Origin of the sequence: Fulvivirga marina (genome assembly GCF_016775155.1) — a bacterium.
GTDB lineage: Bacteria > Bacteroidota > Bacteroidia > Cytophagales > Cyclobacteriaceae > Fulvivirga > Fulvivirga marina.
Genome location: NZ_JAEUGD010000014.1, coordinates 55141 through 76545 on the forward strand (window position 1 = coordinate 55141; position 21405 = coordinate 76545).

The 21405-nt window shown below is 40.1% G+C and carries 13 protein-coding genes; 7 read left to right on the top strand and 6 right to left on the bottom strand.

The genetic code is table 11. The annotated features are described in order from the left end of the window. Positions 1-100: 100 nt before the first annotated feature. From JMN32_RS03880 to JMN32_RS03890, 3 genes are all read right to left on the bottom strand, one after another. Positions 101-619 carry a superoxide dismutase family protein gene (locus JMN32_RS03880; protein WP_202854975.1) on the bottom strand — a complete coding sequence of 173 codons (519 nt, stop codon included), beginning with the start codon at positions 617-619 and terminating at the stop codon, positions 101-103. A gap of 428 nt (positions 620-1047) precedes the next feature. Beyond that, positions 1048-1512: a PAS domain-containing protein gene (locus JMN32_RS03885; protein ID WP_202854976.1), complete on the bottom strand. Its 465-nt coding sequence runs from the start codon at positions 1510-1512 to the stop codon at positions 1048-1050. A 535-nt stretch (positions 1513-2047) separates the two neighbouring features. Beyond that, on the bottom strand, positions 2048-3031 hold the full coding sequence (locus JMN32_RS03890; protein ID WP_202854977.1) for a GlxA family transcriptional regulator: 984 nt from the start codon (positions 3029-3031) through the stop codon (positions 2048-2050). Between the two features lie 309 nt (positions 3032-3340). On the opposite strand from JMN32_RS03890, the gene JMN32_RS03895 reads away from it, so the two are divergent. Both JMN32_RS03895 and JMN32_RS03900 read left to right on the top strand, forming a co-directional pair. Next, positions 3341-3745, top strand: coding sequence for a VOC family protein (locus JMN32_RS03895; RefSeq protein ID WP_202854978.1), 405 nt, complete (start codon positions 3341-3343; stop codon positions 3743-3745). A 27-nt stretch (positions 3746-3772) separates the two neighbouring features. After that, positions 3773-4207, top strand: a complete 435-nt coding sequence (locus JMN32_RS03900; protein ID WP_202854979.1) for an SRPBCC family protein — start codon at positions 3773-3775, stop codon at positions 4205-4207. Positions 4208-4248: 41 nt separating this feature from the next. Here JMN32_RS03900 and JMN32_RS03905 read toward each other — a convergent pair whose 3' ends face one another. Together JMN32_RS03905 and JMN32_RS03910 are read right to left on the bottom strand one after the other, a co-directional pair. Next, positions 4249-7782 (bottom strand): reprolysin-like metallopeptidase, encoded by a 3534-nt coding sequence (locus JMN32_RS03905; protein WP_202854980.1) that lies wholly within the window; start codon positions 7780-7782, stop codon positions 4249-4251. A gap of 611 nt (positions 7783-8393) precedes the next feature. Further along, positions 8394-12551 carry a reprolysin-like metallopeptidase gene (locus JMN32_RS03910; RefSeq protein ID WP_202854981.1) on the bottom strand — a complete coding sequence of 1386 codons (4158 nt, stop codon included), beginning with the start codon at positions 12549-12551 and terminating at the stop codon, positions 8394-8396. A gap of 184 nt (positions 12552-12735) precedes the next feature. Here JMN32_RS03910 and JMN32_RS03915 point away from each other — a divergent pair, with 184 nt between their 5' ends. The 5 genes from JMN32_RS03915 (at position 12736) to JMN32_RS03935 (ending at position 20893) form a co-directional block, all read left to right on the top strand. After that, positions 12736-13341, top strand: a complete 606-nt coding sequence (locus tag JMN32_RS03915; RefSeq protein ID WP_238354343.1) for an RNA polymerase sigma-70 factor — start codon at positions 12736-12738, stop codon at positions 13339-13341. A gap of 45 nt (positions 13342-13386) precedes the next feature. Next, complete coding sequence (locus JMN32_RS03920) at positions 13387-14400, top strand: FecR domain-containing protein (protein ID WP_202854982.1); 1014 nt, start codon at positions 13387-13389, stop codon at positions 14398-14400. Next, a complete protein-coding gene (locus tag JMN32_RS03925; RefSeq protein WP_202854983.1) occupies positions 14384-16333 on the top strand; it encodes an STN and carboxypeptidase regulatory-like domain-containing protein in 1950 nt (649 codons plus the stop codon). Before JMN32_RS03920 ends, JMN32_RS03925 begins: the two co-directional genes overlap by 17 nt. A gap of 100 nt (positions 16334-16433) precedes the next feature. Further along, positions 16434-18806 (top strand): TonB-dependent receptor, encoded by a 2373-nt coding sequence (locus JMN32_RS03930; protein WP_202854984.1) that lies wholly within the window; start codon positions 16434-16436, stop codon positions 18804-18806. Positions 18807-19456: 650 nt separating this feature from the next. Then, entirely contained in the window at positions 19457-20893 is a 1437-nt protein-coding gene (locus tag JMN32_RS03935) for a right-handed parallel beta-helix repeat-containing protein (protein WP_202854985.1), read from the top strand. Between the two features lie 42 nt (positions 20894-20935). Here the strand turns inward: JMN32_RS03935 and JMN32_RS03940 are convergent, their stop codons facing one another. After that, positions 20936-21334: an acyl-CoA thioesterase gene (locus JMN32_RS03940; RefSeq protein WP_202854986.1), complete on the bottom strand. Its 399-nt coding sequence runs from the start codon at positions 21332-21334 to the stop codon at positions 20936-20938. Between the last annotated feature and the right edge of the window lie 71 nt (positions 21335-21405).

The following is a 21405-nucleotide window of genomic DNA, read 5'->3' on the forward strand; positions in this document are numbered from 1 at the left end:
CATACTTACAGCAACCTTTTTTCCTATCTATACAGGTGGGTTATGAGGTAGACTCCGGAGTTACCTAAATCTTCATTTAAGTGGTCATGTATCAATGAGTCTAGTTACTTTGGCAGACTGCAATTCTTGTACGGCCTGAGGGCGTTTGCTCTGAGAATGCACTTCCTATGTTGGTGGCTGCTAAAATAACGTCCCTGCCTTCACCAGTAGCTGATAGGTGTACTTTTACACTGCCATTAAACTTTATCAGGTCATCATACCTAAATTTGTTTTGGTCAACCAGATCATTGAGCAAGGTAGAACTTTCTCCGGTGTCAGCATAAAGGTCATTGAGAGAAAAAGCTATTTCTGCATCTTGTGTGGCGAGGTTGCCATAGTGGAAATGAACCGGATGATAAGCATCTCCATCTGTACCCTCAAGTTTAACCTCTACCTGTAATCCCAGGTCTGTTCTTTCGCGGAAAGTTACCGTTCCATAAACGGGAAAATCAGAGGCTTGTAGTAGGTTATAAACCATTTGGCGACCAGTAAAGTCACTACTCTTCGTCTCTTCATTATCTGAACAAGAAAATAAAAAAACGCTGCAAGTTGCCCATGTTAAAAGAAATGCCTTTTTCATAGATGAATCGTTTATTGATTTATAAATATAATATTTTTCGACCTATAAAGCTATTGTCTATGACTGTTACCGAGTTAACTTGATAATACGATGTGCAGGCTGATAACAGCACACTAGTGTATTATCTATCAAGTTTACGTTTTTTTGCAGCGGAGCAAGGCGATATTTCACCTTTTTAGTTACATGGTTAAAACGTGTTATAAATGTTGTCGATCATTTCATCACTAAAAATAGCTATACTGATTGTATGATTTTTTTGATAAACGCTTTTATGTAAGTTTTTGAATGATTTGTGTTTGTTTGAGGTGTCAATTTCCTCATTTGGCACTGGGACAAGGCATACATTTTTGTTTGGGAACCCAGCAGGTTCATCTTGAAGCTAAAAATGCATTGGAGACACTTTTAGAAAAGTATCTTACTATTGTGCATCAAGAGGCCTTTACTCTGTACCCATCTGAAAATACAATCACCATGGCATCTGGTGCAGACTCTAGCAGGGCCTGGAATTTACCTTCTGCCCGTTTTTTGTCCGTGATATTGCGCATTACAGTAGTAGTGCCTAAGATTTTTCCATCTGGAGCTTTTATGGGAGATAAGCTTACCGATACATAAACGGTATTCTGGTTTTTGTCAATTCTTTCGGTTTCAAAATTCTCCACTTCTTCACCCCACAAAATGCTTTCCCCAAGTCGTTTCTCTTCATTAGCCTTGATAAGTGGTACAATAGGGCTGATGTCTTTTCCTACTAACTCATCCTCACTATATCCAAAAAACATTTCAACCGCATTATTAACGAAGAGTATTTTTCCGCTAAGGTCGCGCACTACTACAGCATCTTTAATGGATTCCAGAATTGACGAATGAGAAAAGCCTTTTCCCTGAAGTTTTGTCATAGCTACTGGCATTTTTAGATGCTTATGATCACATCGAGGTTATATTATAAAAATAAAGTATTTTGTGTTTAAACATAGCTCGATCTAATAAATTATGGTAAAATGAATAATCCTTACTGATTGATTTTATTGTAAATTATTGATTTTCTGCTTGTTATGTGTTTTTGGGTGGTTGAATCGCAGAAAGATCGCTTGTCGCATTAAGTAAGGTTTGTGCTTGGTTTTGAGCGTGTAAGAAAATTGGCGGAATAGCTGAAATGAGCTGTGAAAGTATGTTTTGAAAGAAGAGAAGTAGGCTTTACAAGGTGAGGGTGCAGTGCGTAGGTATTAAAGGTATATGGGTGTTATAAATACCATTAATACAAACAGAAGTTTTACTTAAACCCATGCTCTCATGGAAAGCAAAAATTTCACCTTTACTCTGTTTTCGTCAATACCATACACAAGATCGATGCAAACTGATCTGTTATGAACGAGAAAGCCCCTGGTTAAATTTATGAATTCTGACGGGCGTTGCAGGAATTATTCCAGTTTTTTATACAGGTAGTTCAGCCCTCTTATTATATTTATTTCGATATTCTACAGGGGTTAGACCAGTTAGCTTTTTGAATAAGTTTCTAAAGGCTTTACTGTCAGAATAGCCAACATCATACATTACTTCATTGATATTCTTTCTGCTCAATTCAAAGTCTCGTTTGGCAGCTTCAACCTTTACACGTTGCATATACTCCGCAATGGTGTTGTTTGTAGCCTTTTTAAATCGCCTTTCAAAACTTCTTCGGCTTACTCCCAGGATATTTACCAGGTCATCAATCGCAATTTTTTCCTGATAGTTGCTTTCAATATATTCCTGACCTTTTTTCACTTCTTCATCATTATGGTCCTTTTGTCCGTTAAAGATGGTGAAGGGGGCCTGGCTTTCTCGATCTATATCTATGGCGAAATATTTTGCTGCGAGTATGGCAGTATCACGGTCTACATATTTTTCAATCAGATAAAGCAGAAGGTTCCAGTAAGAGTTGGCGCCGCCGCTGGAATATATCCCATTTTCCTCTGTTATTATACCTCCATCCACAACCTCTACTTCGGGGAAGGTTTCCCGAAATTCGTTGTAGAATGCCCAGTGGGTTGAACATTTTTTACCATTTAATAGTCCCGTTGAAGCCAGAAGAAATGCGCCAAGGCATAAGGAAGCGACCTCGGCCCCACAGTTATAATGTTTTACAATCCATGGAATGGACTTCTGGTTTAGGTCAACAGCTGATTTTAAGTCACCAAATAAAGCGGGTATAATGATCATATCTGTTTTATCAACCTCATCAAGGGTTTTATCTGTCCTAACCGAATATACCCCTCCTAAAAAACGGACTTCCTTAGACTGCCCTACCAGTTGTACATTAAACAATGGCTTCTTACCAGATTCCTGTAAAAACTGGTTAACTGCGGTGAACAGGTAACGAGGATCAGCAACAGCTTCCATTACAGCAGATTCAGGAACAAGTATGGATATATGTTTCATGGGTATAGGTCTTTTAGCAGGTTTATAAGTTCAAATATACTCCATCATTTTGCCGGAATCAACTCCCCAAATAGCCGCTTTCACACCTCCTGATAGTCTGGTGAACTGTCGAAATTTGTTTTGCACTAATCAAATAAAAGAAAATGGAGCTATCAATGCAGGAGGCCATTCTTTATTATGCATGGATTTTGAACTGCCAATATTTGGCTACATGACCAGGTATGCATGGTTGAGTTTTTATGTTATTCACTCTCAAAGGTATACAGTTCGGATCAGTGACATTTACCAGAATTTACCAGACCCAACTCTATGAGTAGACTAATTGCTTATCTTACTTTTAATGGTAACTGCAGAGAAGCCATGGTATTCTACCAGCAGTGTTTTGGAGGAGAACTTTATTTACAAACCCTGGGAGATACACCTGACGCAGGGAAGCTTCCTTATGAACTTAGAAACTATATCCTTCATGCTTCACTTGATGGTAATGACTTGGTCTTGATGGGAACAGATATGGTTGGAGACCACGGACTCGTCAAAGGCAATGCTATGTCTTTAATGGTGGAATGTAGTAATCAGGCTGAAGTAACAGACTACTATACAAGGTTGTCAAAAGGTGGTGTGGCTACGTATCCTCCGGGACCTAATTTTTTTGGAAGCTTTTTTGGTGGGCTTCAGGATAAATTTGGTAATCACTGGTTGCTACATTCTAAATAGATTATAAATAAATTAAACCAACACGCTATGAAAAGAGTGTCATTTCAAATATCCATAGGAGCTTCTGTAGAAAGGGTATGGGAGGTTTTATGGGGTGACGATTATTATCAGCGCTGGTTTTCGGTTTTTATGGAAGGCTCTTATGCGGAGACTGATTGGAACGAAGGCAGCAAAGTGTTATTCCTAACGCCTGAAGGCGAGGGTATGGTCAGTACCATTAAGATCAAAAAGCCTTATAAGCATATGGTGTTTCAGCACTTGGGTACGGTTAGTAAAGGTGAAGAAGATCTGGATAATGAGTGGGCCGGGGCCATAGAATCATATACGCTGGAATCTAATGGAGGAACTAAACTGACCGTGGAGGTGGATACAATAGAAAAATACAGGGAATATTTTGAAAAGGTATGGCCAGTTGCCATGGAGCGGATAAAGGAACTGGCAGAGAAAGAGGTTGTGGAATAATGAAAAGACCGGCTATCTAAGATAACCGGCCTGATTTTAGATTATTTGGATATTACAATAAGTGTGGTGTTTAGCATACTATCACCAACTACTTGTAAGGTGTAAGTTCCGCTTGCGAGTGAAGTTACGTCAATGGCTTTTTCGTCATCTCTGCCCACTTCTACGGTTTTTGAAAGTGCTTTTCTTCCTGTAAAATCAATTATTCTTATTTCGGCCTGGCCTTGAATTCCCTTTGTTTGCATAATAATTTCATTAGAAGCGGGGTTAGGGTAAGCCTTTATTTGTTTTGAAATCAGATCACCTAAACCGGTGATCTGCTCCATAAATTCTACGCTAGATCCGTCAGAAGTTGTATTAACCAAAGCTTCATTGCCGGCCATATCCTTGTAAGAAATTGAAAAAGAGATAACTCCAGGGGTGTCACCTTCGCGCATAGTGCGAACTGTTCTCCATTGAGATTCTACTAACGAAGCTGCTACATTAACGTCTGCAATTGTTACATCGGGATTATCTAATTTTTCCGAAGCGTTGAAAACTAATGTTACTTCGTCACCAGGCGTTGCAATACTTTTATCCTGTAAGCTTCCGGATTTTATTGAGACATTTACAAGACTCGGTGGAGTTTTATCAAAGAGTACCGTTGATTTGTCAGTAGTAGCTGTCACTTCTGCCCCTGCAACATCTTCCATGTCAGTGTAATTTATTGTGAATGCTACTTTTCCTTCAGTATCAGATGAAGTAAAGGCGTGTTTTGCAATCCATACTCCTTCCGAAAGGGATGCAGTTACATTATTTCCTTGTATAGTCACCGTTGGCACCTGAATGGGCTTGGCAGCATGGAATTGTAAGGTCACTTCATCACCTACTTTGGCGAATTCATTGTTTACATTATTTGAGCTGATGCTAACTTTATCCAACAATACTATATTGACGGTATAATCTTCGACCTCTCCGAAGCCAAACGATCCGCATGATGCAGGAATAGCATTATATTTCATACTTATCCTCATGCGAGTTGTTCCAGGAAGAGCATTTACCGGAACTGTAAACCCGCCGCTTACCAGCGTATCTTTAGAGGGGTCTTTTGACCATACCAATTCTCCAGGGTCATTAAAGTCCGCATTTTGGTTATAGTCAATCCAAACGGCATAGGCTTCATCATAAGGGGTTCCGGTCCATGTTGGCGTAATGGTAATGGTATATTTGCTGCCCACTGATAGGTCAGTGCTTATGGCAGTGAAATCCGTATACCCACTTGAAGTTGGGGCTGTATTATCTATGTCCGCAAGTTGCACTGATCCAATATATTCGTCTTTAATACTGCTGCCTTGAGAAGCACAATATTGCAGTACCAATTCTTCAGTGGTAAAGGTGACTATTGAGGTAAATTCCGAGGTTGATCCGGTACATTTACTTCTAACCTGCACCTCGTAGGTTGTACTTGGGGACAAATTGAGTAATTGTTTTGTATTACCTCCTGCTCCGATGGTTGTAAATGTTGAGGCTCCCTGAGCTCTATATTGTATATCAAAAGTGGCCCCTGTATTTTGACCCCAGGTAATTGTAGCGTCCGTGGAATTAACCTGTGTAACGGATAATCCTGTAGGTACGGTGGCATTACAGGCTATGGCTGTTGCTATTTCAAAATCGACGTCACTGATGTCATAGAAAATATTGCCTACGGCTTCAATCTTGATTCTACAATTGGCTGATAAACCACTGGGTACAGTCACCTCAGCCATACCGTTATTAGGTGCATTGCTTATCAATGTAGTGGGGAAAGTCTGACCTCCATCAGTAGACAGAAGTATATTTACATTTGAACAACTGATAGGAGCCTGGTCAGTGTTTGCTACATTCCAGGTAACTACTTGTGTTTGGCCTTCATGCCATGAGAGTGATGAGTTGGGGTCACTTATAAAGAACGGACCAGAGTTACCATCTACAGTGATCTCCATCAAATCGTCAGAAGTCTGGCCTCCTCCAGCATGATTATCTCTTACGGTCAAAGAAAAATTCATTTTTCTGCCTACAGAAGGTAACACTTCCCATGTAGATCCCAGTTCTCCCGCTAATACTGTGCTGATTTGAGGCATATACCTGTCAGGGGATGATGTGCCTTCCAGAGATCTGAAAAGTGGACCCTGAGTCCAGGTTGATTCTGGGCTTCCTGCTCCGAGCCCTTCTTCTGGGTCGTTTTGCTCCCAGCAATAAGTAAGGGAAGCGTTGCCATCAGGGTCACTTCCGGCACCTTTCAGTACAAAAGGCGTTGACTTTGGAATAATGAAGTCATTACCAGCGTTGGCCACCGGAGGGTTATTGGAAAGATCAACAATAACCGGGCAGCCTGAACTTACTCCTGACTGGATGTTAGCAGAAATATCTCTGATATTTACATAACCAAAATAGGCATCACTGTTTTCCTGGATATTGGTTGAGCATATACCTGCATATCCCATAATGGAACTTCCACTGGCGGGCTCAACTTCGGTAGAGCCACTACCGCTTCTACTACAAGTATTCATAGTATGATATCCACCAAACTGATGTCCCATTTCGTGAGCTACATAATCTACGTCAAAAGGGTCTCCAGTGGGATCAGATCTGCCAGTATAGCCACTGCCTTTTTCTCCTGATGTGCATACACAACCAATACAGCCTGCGTTTCCTCCGCCTGTAGTATTGAAATTATGTCCTATATCATAGTTGGCATCACCGATTACTGCATCAATAGTCTGTTGTGTTTTTGTATTCCACTCATTTGACCATGGGTCAGCATTCGTGTCCCCAAAGTATATAATATCGTCATTGTTTGCAATTATCTCCATGGTAATGGCAAGGTCCCTTTCGTAGATACCATTTACTCTGGTCATGGTAATGTTCATTTGGGCCAGAATGTTAGCTTTTTTCTCTGCATCAGTACCTGATCCAGCGAATATATTTCCATATTCTGCATTACATGATAAAGCGAGACGATATTTTCTTAGTTTTTGATCATTTGTTTTTAAGGTTGTAACACCGTTACTTTTTGTCGTTGTAGCTATATGATCATCCATGATACATTGAAAATCCTTTTCATCTTTGTTCAGACTTTTTCTCATGTATATGGCGTAAGTTGAGTTGTCCGACGATACGGGGTCAATATACTCCATGCCTTTTGCAGTCATTAAAAGACCGTGGAAACCTCGCTGATTGGATATACTAAATCGAATTGTTGAGGTTGGGTTATCAATACCTTGTCCTGCATATGATTTTATACCAGGATATTTTTTTGCAAGGTCAGGGTGTAGTGTAGGAGCTTCTACAATGCTGAACTTTTCCATTTTCCCATCGGCGTTCGGGAAGTGTATTACCTGCGCATTTCTTGAAGATGCTGAGCCTCTCATACCGGTTAGTGACAGCGCCTGCTTTAACCCTTGAAAGTCGAGCATAAGTGTCTTGTAAGTGCCGGAGTTATTAAGTTTACCGCTGATCTTATCCGGGGTTACAGCTTTGGACTCCTTCCAAAAGCTGCTTTGTGTATATCCTGTTGTCAACGCAGATAGTAAAAACAGAATGGTAAAAATTCTTTTCATTCGACTGGGTTATTAGGTATTAGTAGTTTACGTAATCACAATTGTACTGCTTTTTTCTTTAAATACCATGTTAACATTAGTAGGTGTAGGAATAATTCAAGATCATTTTACACTCCTTAACTCAGTGATTTTGAATAGTTTCATGCAACAGCTATTTTGTTTTAGAGTACAGTGTGAAGCTTTGACGGACGATGAAGATATTGCATTAAGGGTACGCAATGATAGTAAATAAGTCTTTGTGTTCTTATTCAAAGGGTGTTATGTTGGTATGTGCGGTTATTATACATGGTAGGTAGTCGTTGTTATATTACGCTACCGTTCATGGAGTGTACCCCAGATTTAAGTTGATAGCTGATTTCAATTCTCTAACAAAGCAGGGGTATACGTTTTACAGTTAGTAAAAGGTATGGAAGGCATGGGTACGCGTGGGTCGAGGCTATAGAGTTATTTGAGATGGAATCCAATGAGAAACTTAATTGACCATAGAAGAATATAGGGAATACTTTGAAAAAATGGAGTGGTTGCCCTGAAGCGGATAAAGGAACTGGTGGAAAAAGAGATGGTTAAATAAGAAAGGCCGGCTACCTCGTGATAGCCAGCCTTGATTTTAATTATTTTGAAATTACAATAAGTGTGGTGTTTAGCATACTATTACCAACTACCTGTAAGGTGTAAGTTCCGTTAGCCAATGAAGTTACATCAATGGTTTTCCTGGCATCTCTGTTTACTTCTACAGTTTTTGAAAGTACTTTTCTACCTGTAAAATCGATTACTCTAATTTCGGCAGATCCATAAATACCCTCTGTTTGAATAATGATCTCATGGGAAGCTGGATTAGGATACGCTTTCACCTGTTTCGAAGCACGGTCTTCCAGGCCAGTAATTTCTTCAACAAACTCTACCGAAGAGCCGTCTGAAGTGGTGGTTACCAGGGCTTCGTTACCCGCTAAATCTTTGTAAGAAATTGAAAAAGCGATAACTCCTGGGGTATCTCCATTGCGCATAGTACGAATTGCCCGCCATTGAGACTCTACTAATGATGCTGAGACATTAGTGTCCGCAATGGCTACATCCGGATTATCTATTTTTTCAGAAGCTTTAAATGAAAGTGTTACTTCATCATCTGGTGTGGCAATGCCTTTATCTGATATGTTTGCAGATTTTATTGAGACATTTTCAAGTGTCGGTGGAGTTTTGTCAAATTTTACCGAGGACTCATCAGTAGTGGCAAAAGCTTGGTCACCCATATTTCCTGGCAAGTCTTTGTAATCAATCGTAAATGAGATCTCCCCCTCTATATCTTCACTTTTGAGTGTATATGTGGCACTCCATACATCATTTTCAAAAGTAGTGGCGGCAACACTATTATTTATGTTTACAACAGGTGTTGATATTTCCTCATTTGCTTTAAAACTCAAGGTAATCATATCTCCGGTTTTAGCCCATTTACGGTTGAGGTTATTTGAGCTAATGGTAATGTCTGATAAAACCGGCGGTGTTTTATCATAAGTCACTGCTGATGCATCTGTAGTTGTTGATATAGGAGTTCCTTTATTTCCTGCAAGATCCGCATATTCAATCTTAAATGAGATTTCCCCTTCAGCATCACCCTTAGTTAAGGAGTACGTTGCAATCCAGGTTTCCCCATTAGCTTGAATGGTTGCCAGAGAGTCAGCAATAGTAACTACCGGTGTACTAATCTCTTCATTGGGTGTAAAAAGCACCGAAATCGTATTTTCAGTAATTGCAACTGCAGGAGAATAGCTATTGTTCGAACTAATTGTGACACTTGATAACGTTGGAGCAGTTTTGTCAAAACGTACGGTCGACTCATCAGTGGTAGTTGTCACTTCTTCTCCTGCAACATCCTCTATGTCAGTATAGTTTATCGTGAATGTTACTTTACCTTCACTATCCGCCGAAGTAAAGGTGTATTTTGCAACCCATACTCCTTCAGAAAGAGATGCTGCCACATCGTTTCCTTGTATGGTTACTGATGGTGCTTGAATACTCTTGGTAGCGTGGAATTGTAAAGTTACTTCATCGCCTACTTTAGCGAGTTCACCGTTTGCGTTAGACGAACTAATACTTACCTCATCCAATGAAGCAATATTTTTTATGTTGACAGTGTAATCTTCAACCTCTCCGTAGTCAAATGATTCGCAAGGTTCGGCAATACCATTATATTTCATGCTTACTCTCATTCGTGTAGTTCCGGTAAGTGCACTTAATGGAACGGTAAATAAGCCACTCACAATAGTGTCTCTTGAAGGGGTCTTTGACCATACTAATTCACCCTCGTCGCTAAAATCTCTATTTTGATTAAAGTCAATCCATACAGCATAGCCTTCATTGTAAGGGTTTGCATTCCATATTGGAGTAATGCTAATGGCATATTCAGTTCCGGCTACTAATTCCGTACTTATTGATGTATGATCTGAATAACCATTTGAGGGCTCTGTTGTATTAGAAATATTCCCAAGTTGGAATGAGCTAATATATTCATAACCAGCATTATTTCCTTGAGAAGAACAATAGTTAGAAACCAGTTCATTTGTAGTAAAGGTGACTGCATTGCTGTACTCGGAGGATGACCCGGTACATTTACTCCTAATCTGTGCCTCGTAGGTTGTACTTGGGATTAAATTGAGTAATTGTTTCGAATTACTTCCTGCCCCGGTAGTTGTAAATGTTGAGGTCCCTTGAACTCTATATTGTATATCAAAAGAGGCTCCTGTATTTTGATCCCAGGTTAATGAAGCGTCGGATGAATTAACCTCAGTAACAGTTAGTCCAGTAGGTATAGTGGCATTACAGGTAACGGCTGTTGCTATTTCAAAATCGCTGTCACTGATGTCATAGAAAATATTGCCTACGGCTTCAATTTTGATCCTGCAATTAGTTGATAAACCACTGGGTACGATCACCTCAGCCATACCATTATTAGGCGCATTGCTTATCAATGTGGTGGGGAAAGTCTGTCCCCCATCAGTAGACAGAAGTATATTTACATTTGAACAGCTAATAGGAGCCTGATCAGTGTTTGCTACATTCCAGCTCACTACTTGCGTTTGACCCTCGTACCATGAAATTGAAGAAGTGGGATCAGTCACAAAAAACGGACCCGAGTCACCGTCAACAGTAATTTCCATCAAATCGTCAGAAGTCTGGCCACCACCAGCATGATTATCTCTTACGGTCAAAGAAAAATTCATTTTTCTGCTTACAGAAGGTAACATTTCCCATGTAGATCCCATTTTTCCCGCTAACACAGTGCTGGCTTGAGGCATATACCTGTCAGGAGATGAAGTGCCTTCAAAAGACCTAAAAAGAGGTCCCTGAGACCAACTGGATTCAGGACTTCCGTTTCCCGGAGCTGTTTCAGGATCGTTTTGTTCCCAGCAATAAGTAAGGGAAGCATTGCCGTCAGGGTCATTTCCGGTACCTTTCAGTACAAAAGGGGTAGACTTTGGAATGGTGTAATCATTGCCGGCGTTGGCCACCGGAGGATTATTTGAAAGGTCAACAATAACCGGGCAGCTCGAACTTACACCAGACTGGATGTTGGCAGAAATGTCCCTGATATTTACATAACCGAAATAAGCATCACTATTGTTTTGGATATTAACCGGACAGATTCCGGCATATCCCATGATGGTGCTTCCACTGGCTGGCTCAACCTCGGAAAAGCCACTACCACTTCTACTACAGGTATTCATGGTATGATACCCACCAAACTGGTGTCCCATTTCGTGAGCTACATAGTCAACATCAAATGGGTCTCCTGTAGGGTCAGATTTGCCTGTATAACCACTGCCTTTTTCTCCTGATATACATACGCAACCGATACAGCCAGCATTTCCACCACCTGTGGTATTAAAGTTATGTCCTATATCATAGTTGGCATCACCGATCACCGCATCAATAGTTTGCTGTGTTTTACTATTCCATTCAATCGACCATGGGTCGGCATCTATGTCCCCGAAGTAGATAATCTCATCATTGTTAGGGACTAATTCCATGGTAATAGCGAGGTCTCTTTCATAGATGCCATTTACTCTGGTCATGGTTATGTTCATCTGGGCCAGAATGTTAGCTTTTTTCTCAACATCGGTGCCTGATCCGGCGAATATATTTCCGTATTCTGCACTACATGATAGGGCAAGACGATATTTCCTTAGTTTCTGATCATTTGTTTTTAAGGTTGTAACACCTTTGCTTTTTGTCGTTGTAGCCATATGATCATCCATGATACACTGAAAGTCCTTTTCATCTCTGTTCATACTTTTTCTCTTGTATATGGCGTAAGTTGAGTTGTCCGACGATATGGGATCAATATACTCCATGCCTTTTGCAGTCATTAAAAGACCGTGGAAGCCTCGCTGATTGGATATACTAAAGCGAATTGTTGAGGTTGGGTTATCCATACCTTGTCCTGCATATGATTTTATACCAGGATATTTTTTTGCAAGGTCAGGGTGTAGTGTTGGGGCTTCTACAATACTGAACTTTTCCATTTTTCCATCGGCGTTCGGGAAGTGTATCACCTGCGTATTTCTTGAAGATGCTGAGCCTCTCATACCGGTTAGTGACAGCGCCTGCTTCAACCCTTGAAAGTCGAGCACCAATGCTTTGTAAGCATTGGCGTTATTAAGTTTACGGTTGACCTTATTCGAGCTCACAGCTTTGGACTCTTTCCAAAAACTGTTTTGAGTATACCCCATGGTCCATACAGATATTAAAAACAGAATGGTAAAAATTCTTTTCATTCGACTAAATAGTTAATTATTAATGGTTTATGGGGAGGTGCAATTGTACGTTTTTTTCTTTAAATACCATGTTAGTATTAGTAGGTGCAGGAATAATTCAAGGTCATTTTTACACTGCTTAACCCAATGCCTTGAATAGTTTTATATAACGGCTATTTTTGTTTTTATACTACAGCATGAAGCCTTGACCGACCTCCAAGATATTGCATTTAAAATCCGCTCCGGAGATGAGCAGGCCTTTGAACACTTATTCAAGGTGCATTATTCAGGTATGTGCGGTTATGCATTGAGGTATGTGGAGGATAGCGCACAGGCCGAGGAGGTTGTTCAGGATGTTTTCCTGGGATTCTGGGAAAAACGTTTGACTTTGGAGATAACTGGTTCCCTTGAGGCTTATCTCTATCGTTCAGTTAGGAATAAATGTCTCAATCATATTAAGCATGAGAAAGTGAAGTACCGTTTTGCGATGTCTCATGTTTCTTCGCAGTCTATAGAAGAAAGAAGGGTGGATGATAAAGTTGTTGAACTTGAACTTCGTGAAAAAATTGAAGCATGTGTAGATCAGTTGCCACCAGAGCGCAAACGAATATTTAAACTTAGCAGGGAGGAGGGAATGAAGTATAAGGACATAGCTGCCCAACTGGATATTTCTATTAAAACTGTGGAGACTCAGATGGGTAAGGCGTTAAAGTTTTTGAGGGAAAATTTAATGGAATATTTACCTGCACTAGCTATTATGCTTAAGGCTTTGGTTATAATGAAGGAATGTTTGGTAAAAATTTTTAGCTAAAGAGTAGGGTTAAATGAAAGTTAAGTTGTCAGTATATACAAGGTAATGGAAAATGATCACTTAAACATAGATGAGGAGCTGCTGGCTTCATATATGGCGGGAGAGTCCAGTGCTAATGATCGGAGAGTTGTTGAGCAATGGATAGAGCAGTCAGATGCCAACAAACAGTATTTTAGGAAACTAAAAATTCTTTGGGAAAATACAGGACGGGTATTCCCTGCTCAGGATGCAGATGTGGATGTAGATCGGGCCTGGAGTAAATTCAGGCAAAGGGCCGGCTCTACGAACGATGGGGTAGCCATATCAACAAGCCGCAATCTATATTTTTACTTATCGCGTATTGCAGCGGTGTTTGTTATAGGACTTGTTATTTATCTGGTCTATCAATCATTGGAGGAGCCCCAGGGTTTAAAGGAAATAGTAGTGACAGCAAAAGGGATCACAATTTCTGATACATTGCCTGACGGGTCATGGGTGTCTCTTAATAAGCATTCTGAAATTGCATTTGATGAGCAGTTTTCAGAGACTAAGAGATTGGTAAGTCTTAGGGGAGAAGCGTTTTTTGATGTAGTAAAAGATAATTTCAAGCCTTTTGTGATAAAGACCCATGGTGCAGTTATCAAAGTATTAGGCACTTCTTTTTATGTCAGGAACTATGATAGTTTGAATCTTATCGAAGTAGGTGTGGAAGAAGGAATTGTGCAGGTTACCTGTAATGATAAAGAAGTGATACTTCAGGCTGGAGAATATATATCAATAAACAAGCACCGTCAGGAGTTTGCAGAAGTTCAGAGCTATGATCCCAATGATATTTTCTGGATGTCAGAAACGATAGAATTCGAAAAAGAACGGCTTGAATACGTTTTTTCAACATTGGAAAAAGCTTATAACATCTCCATTGATGTTGACAATACCCAAATTCTAAATTGCAGGCTTACCGGTAAGTTTTACAAAGAGCCAGTTGAGCATGTTTTCGAGATCATAGATGCCAATTTTGGTTTTATAACTACTAAAAAGAAAGGCCGTTTTACTGTTTCCGGAAATGGTTGTGATCAATAGCAAACTGAAATACGGGCTGCTAATGGTCTTTGTTCTGCATGTTTTTCATTGTAGAGCCCAGCGAGAAAATGTTTTGCAAAGAAAAGTCAGTATAACTACGGAGCACATCTCGCTTTCTGAAAGCCTGGCTATATTATCCAGTGAGGCAGGCTTTACTTTTTCATATGATGCCTCTATTCTTTCCGCAGACCGGAAAGTATCCATACATGCAGAGAGACAATCTTTAAGGAAAGTGCTGGATGATATTTTGCCAGAAGATGTTGAGTACAGAATGAGTGGAAGCCACCTGATACTCCTTAGAAAGGTAGCCAAACCTTCTGGTAACCGAAAGACTGGTTATCAGGTGACAGGTAAGGTCTACCAAGCTTCAAATAACACTCCTCTAAAGGATGTTGTAGTATATGAGGTGGGCAGCCTGGCGTCAGCGGTAACGGATGAAAATGGCTTCTTTTTGATTGTAGTACCTACCGGGTTTGAACAATTAGGACTGTCATTCAGCCGTAAAAATATCCGGGATACTGTTATACTTATTCCGTCGAGTGACCAAAATATAGATATAACGCTACGAATCAGCGAAAGTGCCAGACAGGTTATGGGAATTACAGCCTTACCCATTGGTCAATCTCAACCAGTGGAATCTTTGCAGTTCGTACAAAGGTTAGTTTCGGATAAATCACTTTTAAGAACGGAAAACTCAGAGCTGGTACTTAGTAAGGTTGGGCAAATATCCATACTCCCAAAGTGGGGAACAAATTTGAAAATGAGTGGCTTAGTAGAGAATGATTTTTCAGTTAATATCATGGTTGGCTATGCCTATGGAGTTAATCGGTTTGAACTGGGAGGGCTTTTTAATGTTATTCGTAGAGATGTTGACGGTGTACAGGCGAGCGGTGTTGGTAATTTTGTAGGGGGAGATGTTCATGGCCTTCAGTTGGGAGGTGTTTTTAACCATAATCGAGGGTCGTTTGGAGGTTTTCAGGCTGCGGGGATTAATAACATGGTAATTGACTCACTGAAAGGGGTGCAGTTGGCAGGTATCAGCAATGTACTACAAGGTGAAATGAGAGGAATTCAAATTTCAGGTATTAACAACCTGACAACCAGAAGTGTTAACGGGCTTCAGCTAGGAGGACTCACCAATATTACTCTACAGGATGTTCAAAGTGTACAAATAGCAGGGATATACAATAAAGGAAGAAAAATTAAGGGAGTGCAATTCGCCGGATTGGTCAACGTGGCTGCCAGGACTGCTAAAGGTTTGCAGCTGGCAGGGCTTATGAATGTAGCCGGAGATATAAAGGGGGTACAGTTTGCAGGCTTGGGTAATGTGTCCAGGGGAACAGTGTCCGGTGTACAGATTGGGGGAATATTCAATTATGCCAAAAATGCTAAAAGCAGTCAGATAGCTCTTCTTAATTGGGCAGATTCAGCGTCAGGAACACCGATAGGATTGTTGAGCTATGTGAAAAATGGATTTCGGGCACTGAAGTTATCAAGCAATGAACTTTTTCCTCTGGAGTTATCTGTTAAAACTGGCGTCAGGCATTTTTATAATTCCTTTTCTTTTGGGTATGGCAATTGGCAGGGAGGTAGAAGGTGGGGTTTTGGCTATGGAGTAGGTACACAGCGAATATTGTCTGAGAATACATCGCTTATATTTCAGTATAATGCCTTTTGGGTAAGTGAAGAAAAAGAACTTCAGAAAGACCTGAGCCTTTTAAATCGTGTTAATTTGAGCTGGAGTTATCATGAAAAAAATATAGCATTTACCGCAGGACCAACGGTCAATATTTGGCTATCAGAGTGGAAGGATGCCCAAACAGGAGAATACCGAACAAACCTAGCTCCTTATTCCATAACCAGAGGAAATTTAGGAACTACACGTTTGCAATTATGGATAGGAGGAGAGGTGGGTATTCAAATATTTCGCTAACTCTACCATTCTGAAATATTATTTAAAAAAAACAGTTTCGGAGTAAGGGTAGCAGAAAGGTTGGTTGTCATTCATGTGTAAGTCAAAAAAACGAATACACATGATCCACAAACAACAAGTTAAATTATTAATAGCCCTCGTCATTTTACTAAGCTTTTCGCTAGTCACAGTTTTGAGTGCTCAGAAATTAACCCAAACGGTAAGGGGCAAAATCATAGATAAAGATTCAAGAACCTCTTTGCCAGGGGCAAATGTAGTTGTGTTAAACACTGATCCGGTTTTAGGAGCAAGTACCGATTTGAATGGTGAGTTCAGAATAGAGAAGGTGCCTGTAGGGCGAATAAGCCTAAAAATCACTTACATAGGTTATGAAGATATAATGCTTTCAAATATTCTGGTTACATCCGGTAAGGAGGTTGTACTTGACCTCAATATGCAGGAATCACTGACTAGTATGGATGAAATAGTGATTAAAGCAGACAAGGATAAATCTGAAATTGCTAATGAAATGGCATTGGTGAGCGCCCGAGGGGTGACAGTAGAGGAAACCAAGAGATATGCAGGATCTCTAAATGATCCCGCCAGAATGGTTTCAGGTTATGCCGGTGTCACAGGTGATGCTTCGGGAAATAACTTTATCGTTGTAAGAGGAAATTCTCCTAAGGGGATTCAATGGAGGTTGGAAGGGATAGAAATACCTAACCCCAATCACTTTTCTGACGAAGGTGCTACTGGAGGTCCAATCAATGCGTTAAACAGTGAAATGCTTGCCAATTCTGAGTTTTATTCTGGAGCATTTGCTCCGGAGTATGGTAATGCCCTTTCAGGGGTATTTGATATGAGGCTCAGGAAAGGAAATAATGAGGAGTACGAATATAGTGCATCCATAGGCATACTCGGTACTGCAGCAACAGCAGAAGGTCCGTTGGCTAAAAATGGGAGATCATCCTTTCTGGTGAATTATCGATATTCAACACTCACATTACTCAGCGAATTAGGTATTTTGGATTTTGATGGTATTCCCAAATATCAGGACCTGTCCTTTAAAGTGCATCTGCCCACAAAGTCACTGGGTACGTTTTCTATCTTTGGCTTGGGGGGTAAGAGTAATATTCTGACCAAAGAATATGACGATGAAGATGAGGATAAACTTCTGCATCAGGGTGATTATCAGGCTGATATGGGAGTGGTAGGTGCAACTCAATACTTGCCTCTGGGCTCTAAAACATATCTTCAAAATAGTGTTTCCTTCTCAAAAAATGGCAGTGGGTACCTTGGGCATGAGCCAGACAGCCGGCAAGACCTGTTTATGCTTGATGATGCTCAACTGGATAAGTATTCATTTAAGGGAGCTTCTACGCTGAATCATAAATTCAATGCCCGACACAACTTACAGGCTGGACTAATTTATACTTATCATAATTTTGAATTCTATAGCCAATACTTTGATCCTGTGCCTAACGAATATGTGATCAATCAGAATACGAAGCAGGATGCATCGCACTATCAGGGTTTTGTAAGTTGGAAATATCGCCCCTGGGAAGATGTAACAGTGGTGAGTGGTGTGCATGCCCAGGGTACAACATTAAATAATAATACATCAATCGAACCCCGAGCCAGCATAAGGTGGCAATTCCACCCCAGACAAGCTCTATCAGCAGGATGGGGAATACACGGCAAAATGGAATCGTTGACGAACTATTACAGTATAATAGAAGATGGCATAGGAAGTACATCAACCCCCAATACAGAATTGGACTTCTCCAAAGCGCGACACTATGTTGTAGGTTATGAAAACAGGCTTGGAGCTAACCTCTTTTTCAAAATGGAGGCCTATTACCAACAACTTTATAATATACCTGTCGAGGGTAACTTAAACAGTTCTTATTCGCTGTTAAACCAGGTTGAATGGTTTACCGACAGGCGACTAGTAAATGAAGGTACGGGTGAAAATCTGGGTGTTGAACTCACTCTTGAGCGCTATTTTTCCGACAGCTATTTCTTTATGGTAACGGGTTCATTTTATGACTCCAAATACAAAGGTATGGATGGTGTTGAAAGGGATAGTCGCTTTAATGGTAACTACGCTGGAAATGTGCTCATAGGAAAAGAATTTGAACTTAGCACCCGGGAGGGGAAGAAAAAGGTACTCGGGCTGAATGCAAAAGTATCTATTATGGGAGCTCGAAAATTCACACCTATAGACGTTCAGGCATCAATGGAACAGGATAAAACAGTCTATCTTGAGGATAAAGCATACTCCCTTAAAGGTGATGATGTTTTCTTAACCAATTTAAGTATTACCTACAGGATAGATAGAAAAAAGACCAGTCAGGAACTGAAGCTTGATGTGCAAAATGTAACTAATAATGCTGCCAGGATTGAACAGTATTATAATGATGTGACTAATGAGGTAGAGTATATGGATCAGTTACCACTGCTTCCGGTGTTAATGTATACCATCCATTTTTAGGAAAACCCAAAAGAGCTTGTGTCTAGCCAATTTAATTTGCAAACTGAATTTGCTTCAGAACCTTGCTTATAGACCAACAGACTTCAAAGCGATTTTGAACATGTTGGAAGACTTAGGCACAGGCTATTTAATTTCTTGAGATATGATGATTATGCCCTTGAGTCATCAAGTGCTCGAATTAGCTATCCATCGGAGTAACAGGCAACTCCTCCGGTATATGATCTTTTGATCGATTACTCATCATTTCTTTTGCACTTTCTTGTTCGCTTTACTGTTTGGTAATCAATGAGTTTAGTGCCTTTATTAAGTTGAATCTCTTTGACTGACAAGTAGAAAAGGAGTTGAAACTAATAGGTGTGAAGTAACATATTTTCGGTACTAGCTTGGTAAAAAGTACTGGGTTGGAAGTCGGTTAAAGTTGTACTTGAAAAATGTTATATTTTACTAAATTTGTCATAAATTGCATTATTGCTTCGACCTAAACCGGTGTTCATAAAATATTTGTTAGTAAGGACGTTATTTTTCTTTCTGATTCGGCGCCCGCTGATGAATTAAGCGTGAATGTTAAGAAGCCTTTGTCCCTGTATTATAATCAAGGGTAATAGAACAAGAAGTATTTGTAGAGATACAGGTGAAATCAACAAAATCAAATGAAAAACATTGTCCCACTGCTTATTTTACTTTCCATTTTCTCGGCTTGCGGTTCAGATGAAAATGTAGATGTTACACGTTACGAGTTGTTACCTAAAACGGGTGTTCTTGCCAGTTGTACCGATATGTTGGCTATCAATAAATCTGCTGGGTTTGCATTTGATGACAATTCTTGCCAGTATTCCCCAAAAGCATGTGCTGATTGTGATTATATTGTGGAGTTGGATATGCAGGTGATCGATAACAACGACTTGAAGCTTCCGCCAGGTTCTGTTATTGGGATACGTGCTGGAAAACGAAAATCCCTGATATTTAGAAATTTTCATGGCACTACCGATAAACCCTACATTATTACCAATTGCGATGGACAGGTAGATGTAGCAGACAATGTACCTGGTATAAAGTTACATACCCTAAGTCATATACGTTTAACAGGTACAGGGTCAACTGATGACTATGGAATTAAAGTTTCTGAGGGGAGTCCGTTTGGTATTGTGGCTGAACTCGCTGCTACCAATTTTGAGATAGACCATGTGGAGATCACCAACATTGGAGGGCCAGCAATTTCAGCCCGAACAAGGCCAGTTTGTGATGGTAGTACCAATAGGGGTACTTTCACTCAAAAGAATACAGTAGTTCATCATAACTATATCCATGATGTTGATGGGGAAGGCTTCTACATTGGAGGTTCACACTGGCATTCCAATTTTCCGCCGATAGCGGATTGTCCTGATCTCGTTTTGCTTGAGCCTCAGCTTGAAGGAGTCAAAGTTTATAATAATGTTGTTGAAAATGTAGGGCAGGACGGGATTCAGGTTGGAGGAGCTGTGCTGGGTTGTGAAATTTATAATAATGTAGTGATAAACTACGGGCTCAAAAATATACAGGTACACCAATCGGGCATACAGATCAACCCAGGTACAACAGGTAGTATATTTAGCAATCTGATCAAAGGAGGTACCGGAAGTGCCATATTTATCAATGGATTTGCTAATAAGGTATTTAGCAATATAATCATAGACTGTGCGAGGGATGGGGTGCATATTGGAGATAGAGAGCCTCCTGCTGGTAAAAGTTATATGATAGTAAACAATACTATGTATAATGTAGGAGAGTATGCGATCTATATGAACTCCAAGCTGAGTATAAACAATATATTCAACAATAATCTGCTTGTCAACATTACAGGAGGACTTCATAATAAGTTGAGTGATGAAATTAGCCTGAATGTGGATAATAACCTTGAGCTAATGGATATTAGAGAAGCTGACCTTGAAAACCCTGATCAGTATAACTTCTCACCTACTGATAATAGCTCACTGATTGACGCTGGTATTGGAGTTGATGATCCGAATATTCTCGCAGACTTCATGTTAAATAGCAGAAAAGTAGGCCAGAGTATAGATATCGGTGCTGTTGAGTATCAGAGGAACTAATACATGATTGGTTCATGAGGTGCTGATCAGTGCCTCATGAGCTTAACTGGAAAACAATTTATACATATCCTCCGGCACGCGTACAGGTTTTAGTGTCTCCCCTTCTATCATACACCATTCTGAGCGAGCCTTGGCCAGCAACTGGCCGTTTTTATAAAACTCAGCAAAACGCTCGCACCTTACACCCTCAGTTTTACCAATAAATGTAGTAGCCAGGATTTTCTCACCCAGAAATGCAGGTCGTTTATATTCAATGAAATGATTAAGTACAACCCATTTATATTTTAAGAGTTCAGGCGTAGCACGAGCTATCCAATGCTGATGGGCCAAATGTTGGACCCAGTCCAGGTAGGTCACGTTATTGACATGTTTCAGATCATCGATATGATTCTCTTGCACAATAATTTCATGTTTAAAAATTTCAGGTTCGAATGTGATCATAAGGAAAGTTAGCCAAACATTTCTAATGTAAAGAATGACATTGATAAAATAAAAATTGAAATAAAGTGTAA

Bases quoted from the DNA above. Each gene is read 5' to 3' on its own strand.
- JMN32_RS03880 (WP_202854975.1), bottom strand. From the start codon at position 619: ATGAAAAAGGCATTTCTTTTAACATGGGCAACTTGCAGCGTTTTTTTA.
- JMN32_RS03885 (WP_202854976.1), bottom strand. From the start codon at position 1,512: ATGACAAAACTTCAGGGAAAAGGCTTTTCTCATTCGTCAATTCTGGAA.
- JMN32_RS03890 (WP_202854977.1), bottom strand. From the start codon at position 3,031: ATGAAACATATATCCATACTTGTTCCTGAATCTGCTGTAATGGAAGCT.
- JMN32_RS03895 (WP_202854978.1), top strand. From the start codon at position 3,341: ATGAGTAGACTAATTGCTTATCTTACTTTTAATGGTAACTGCAGAGAA.
- JMN32_RS03900 (WP_202854979.1), top strand. From the start codon at position 3,773: ATGAAAAGAGTGTCATTTCAAATATCCATAGGAGCTTCTGTAGAAAGG.
- JMN32_RS03905 (WP_202854980.1), bottom strand. From the start codon at position 7,782: ATGAAAAGAATTTTTACCATTCTGTTTTTACTATCTGCGTTGACAACA.
- JMN32_RS03910 (WP_202854981.1), bottom strand. From the start codon at position 12,551: ATGAAAAGAATTTTTACCATTCTGTTTTTAATATCTGTATGGACCATG.
- JMN32_RS03920 (WP_202854982.1), top strand. From the start codon at position 13,387: ATGGAAAATGATCACTTAAACATAGATGAGGAGCTGCTGGCTTCATAT.
- JMN32_RS03925 (WP_202854983.1), top strand. From the start codon at position 14,384: ATGGTTGTGATCAATAGCAAACTGAAATACGGGCTGCTAATGGTCTTT.
- JMN32_RS03930 (WP_202854984.1), top strand. From the start codon at position 16,434: ATGATCCACAAACAACAAGTTAAATTATTAATAGCCCTCGTCATTTTA.
- JMN32_RS03935 (WP_202854985.1), top strand. From the start codon at position 19,457: ATGAAAAACATTGTCCCACTGCTTATTTTACTTTCCATTTTCTCGGCT.
- JMN32_RS03940 (WP_202854986.1), bottom strand. From the start codon at position 21,334: ATGATCACATTCGAACCTGAAATTTTTAAACATGAAATTATTGTGCAA.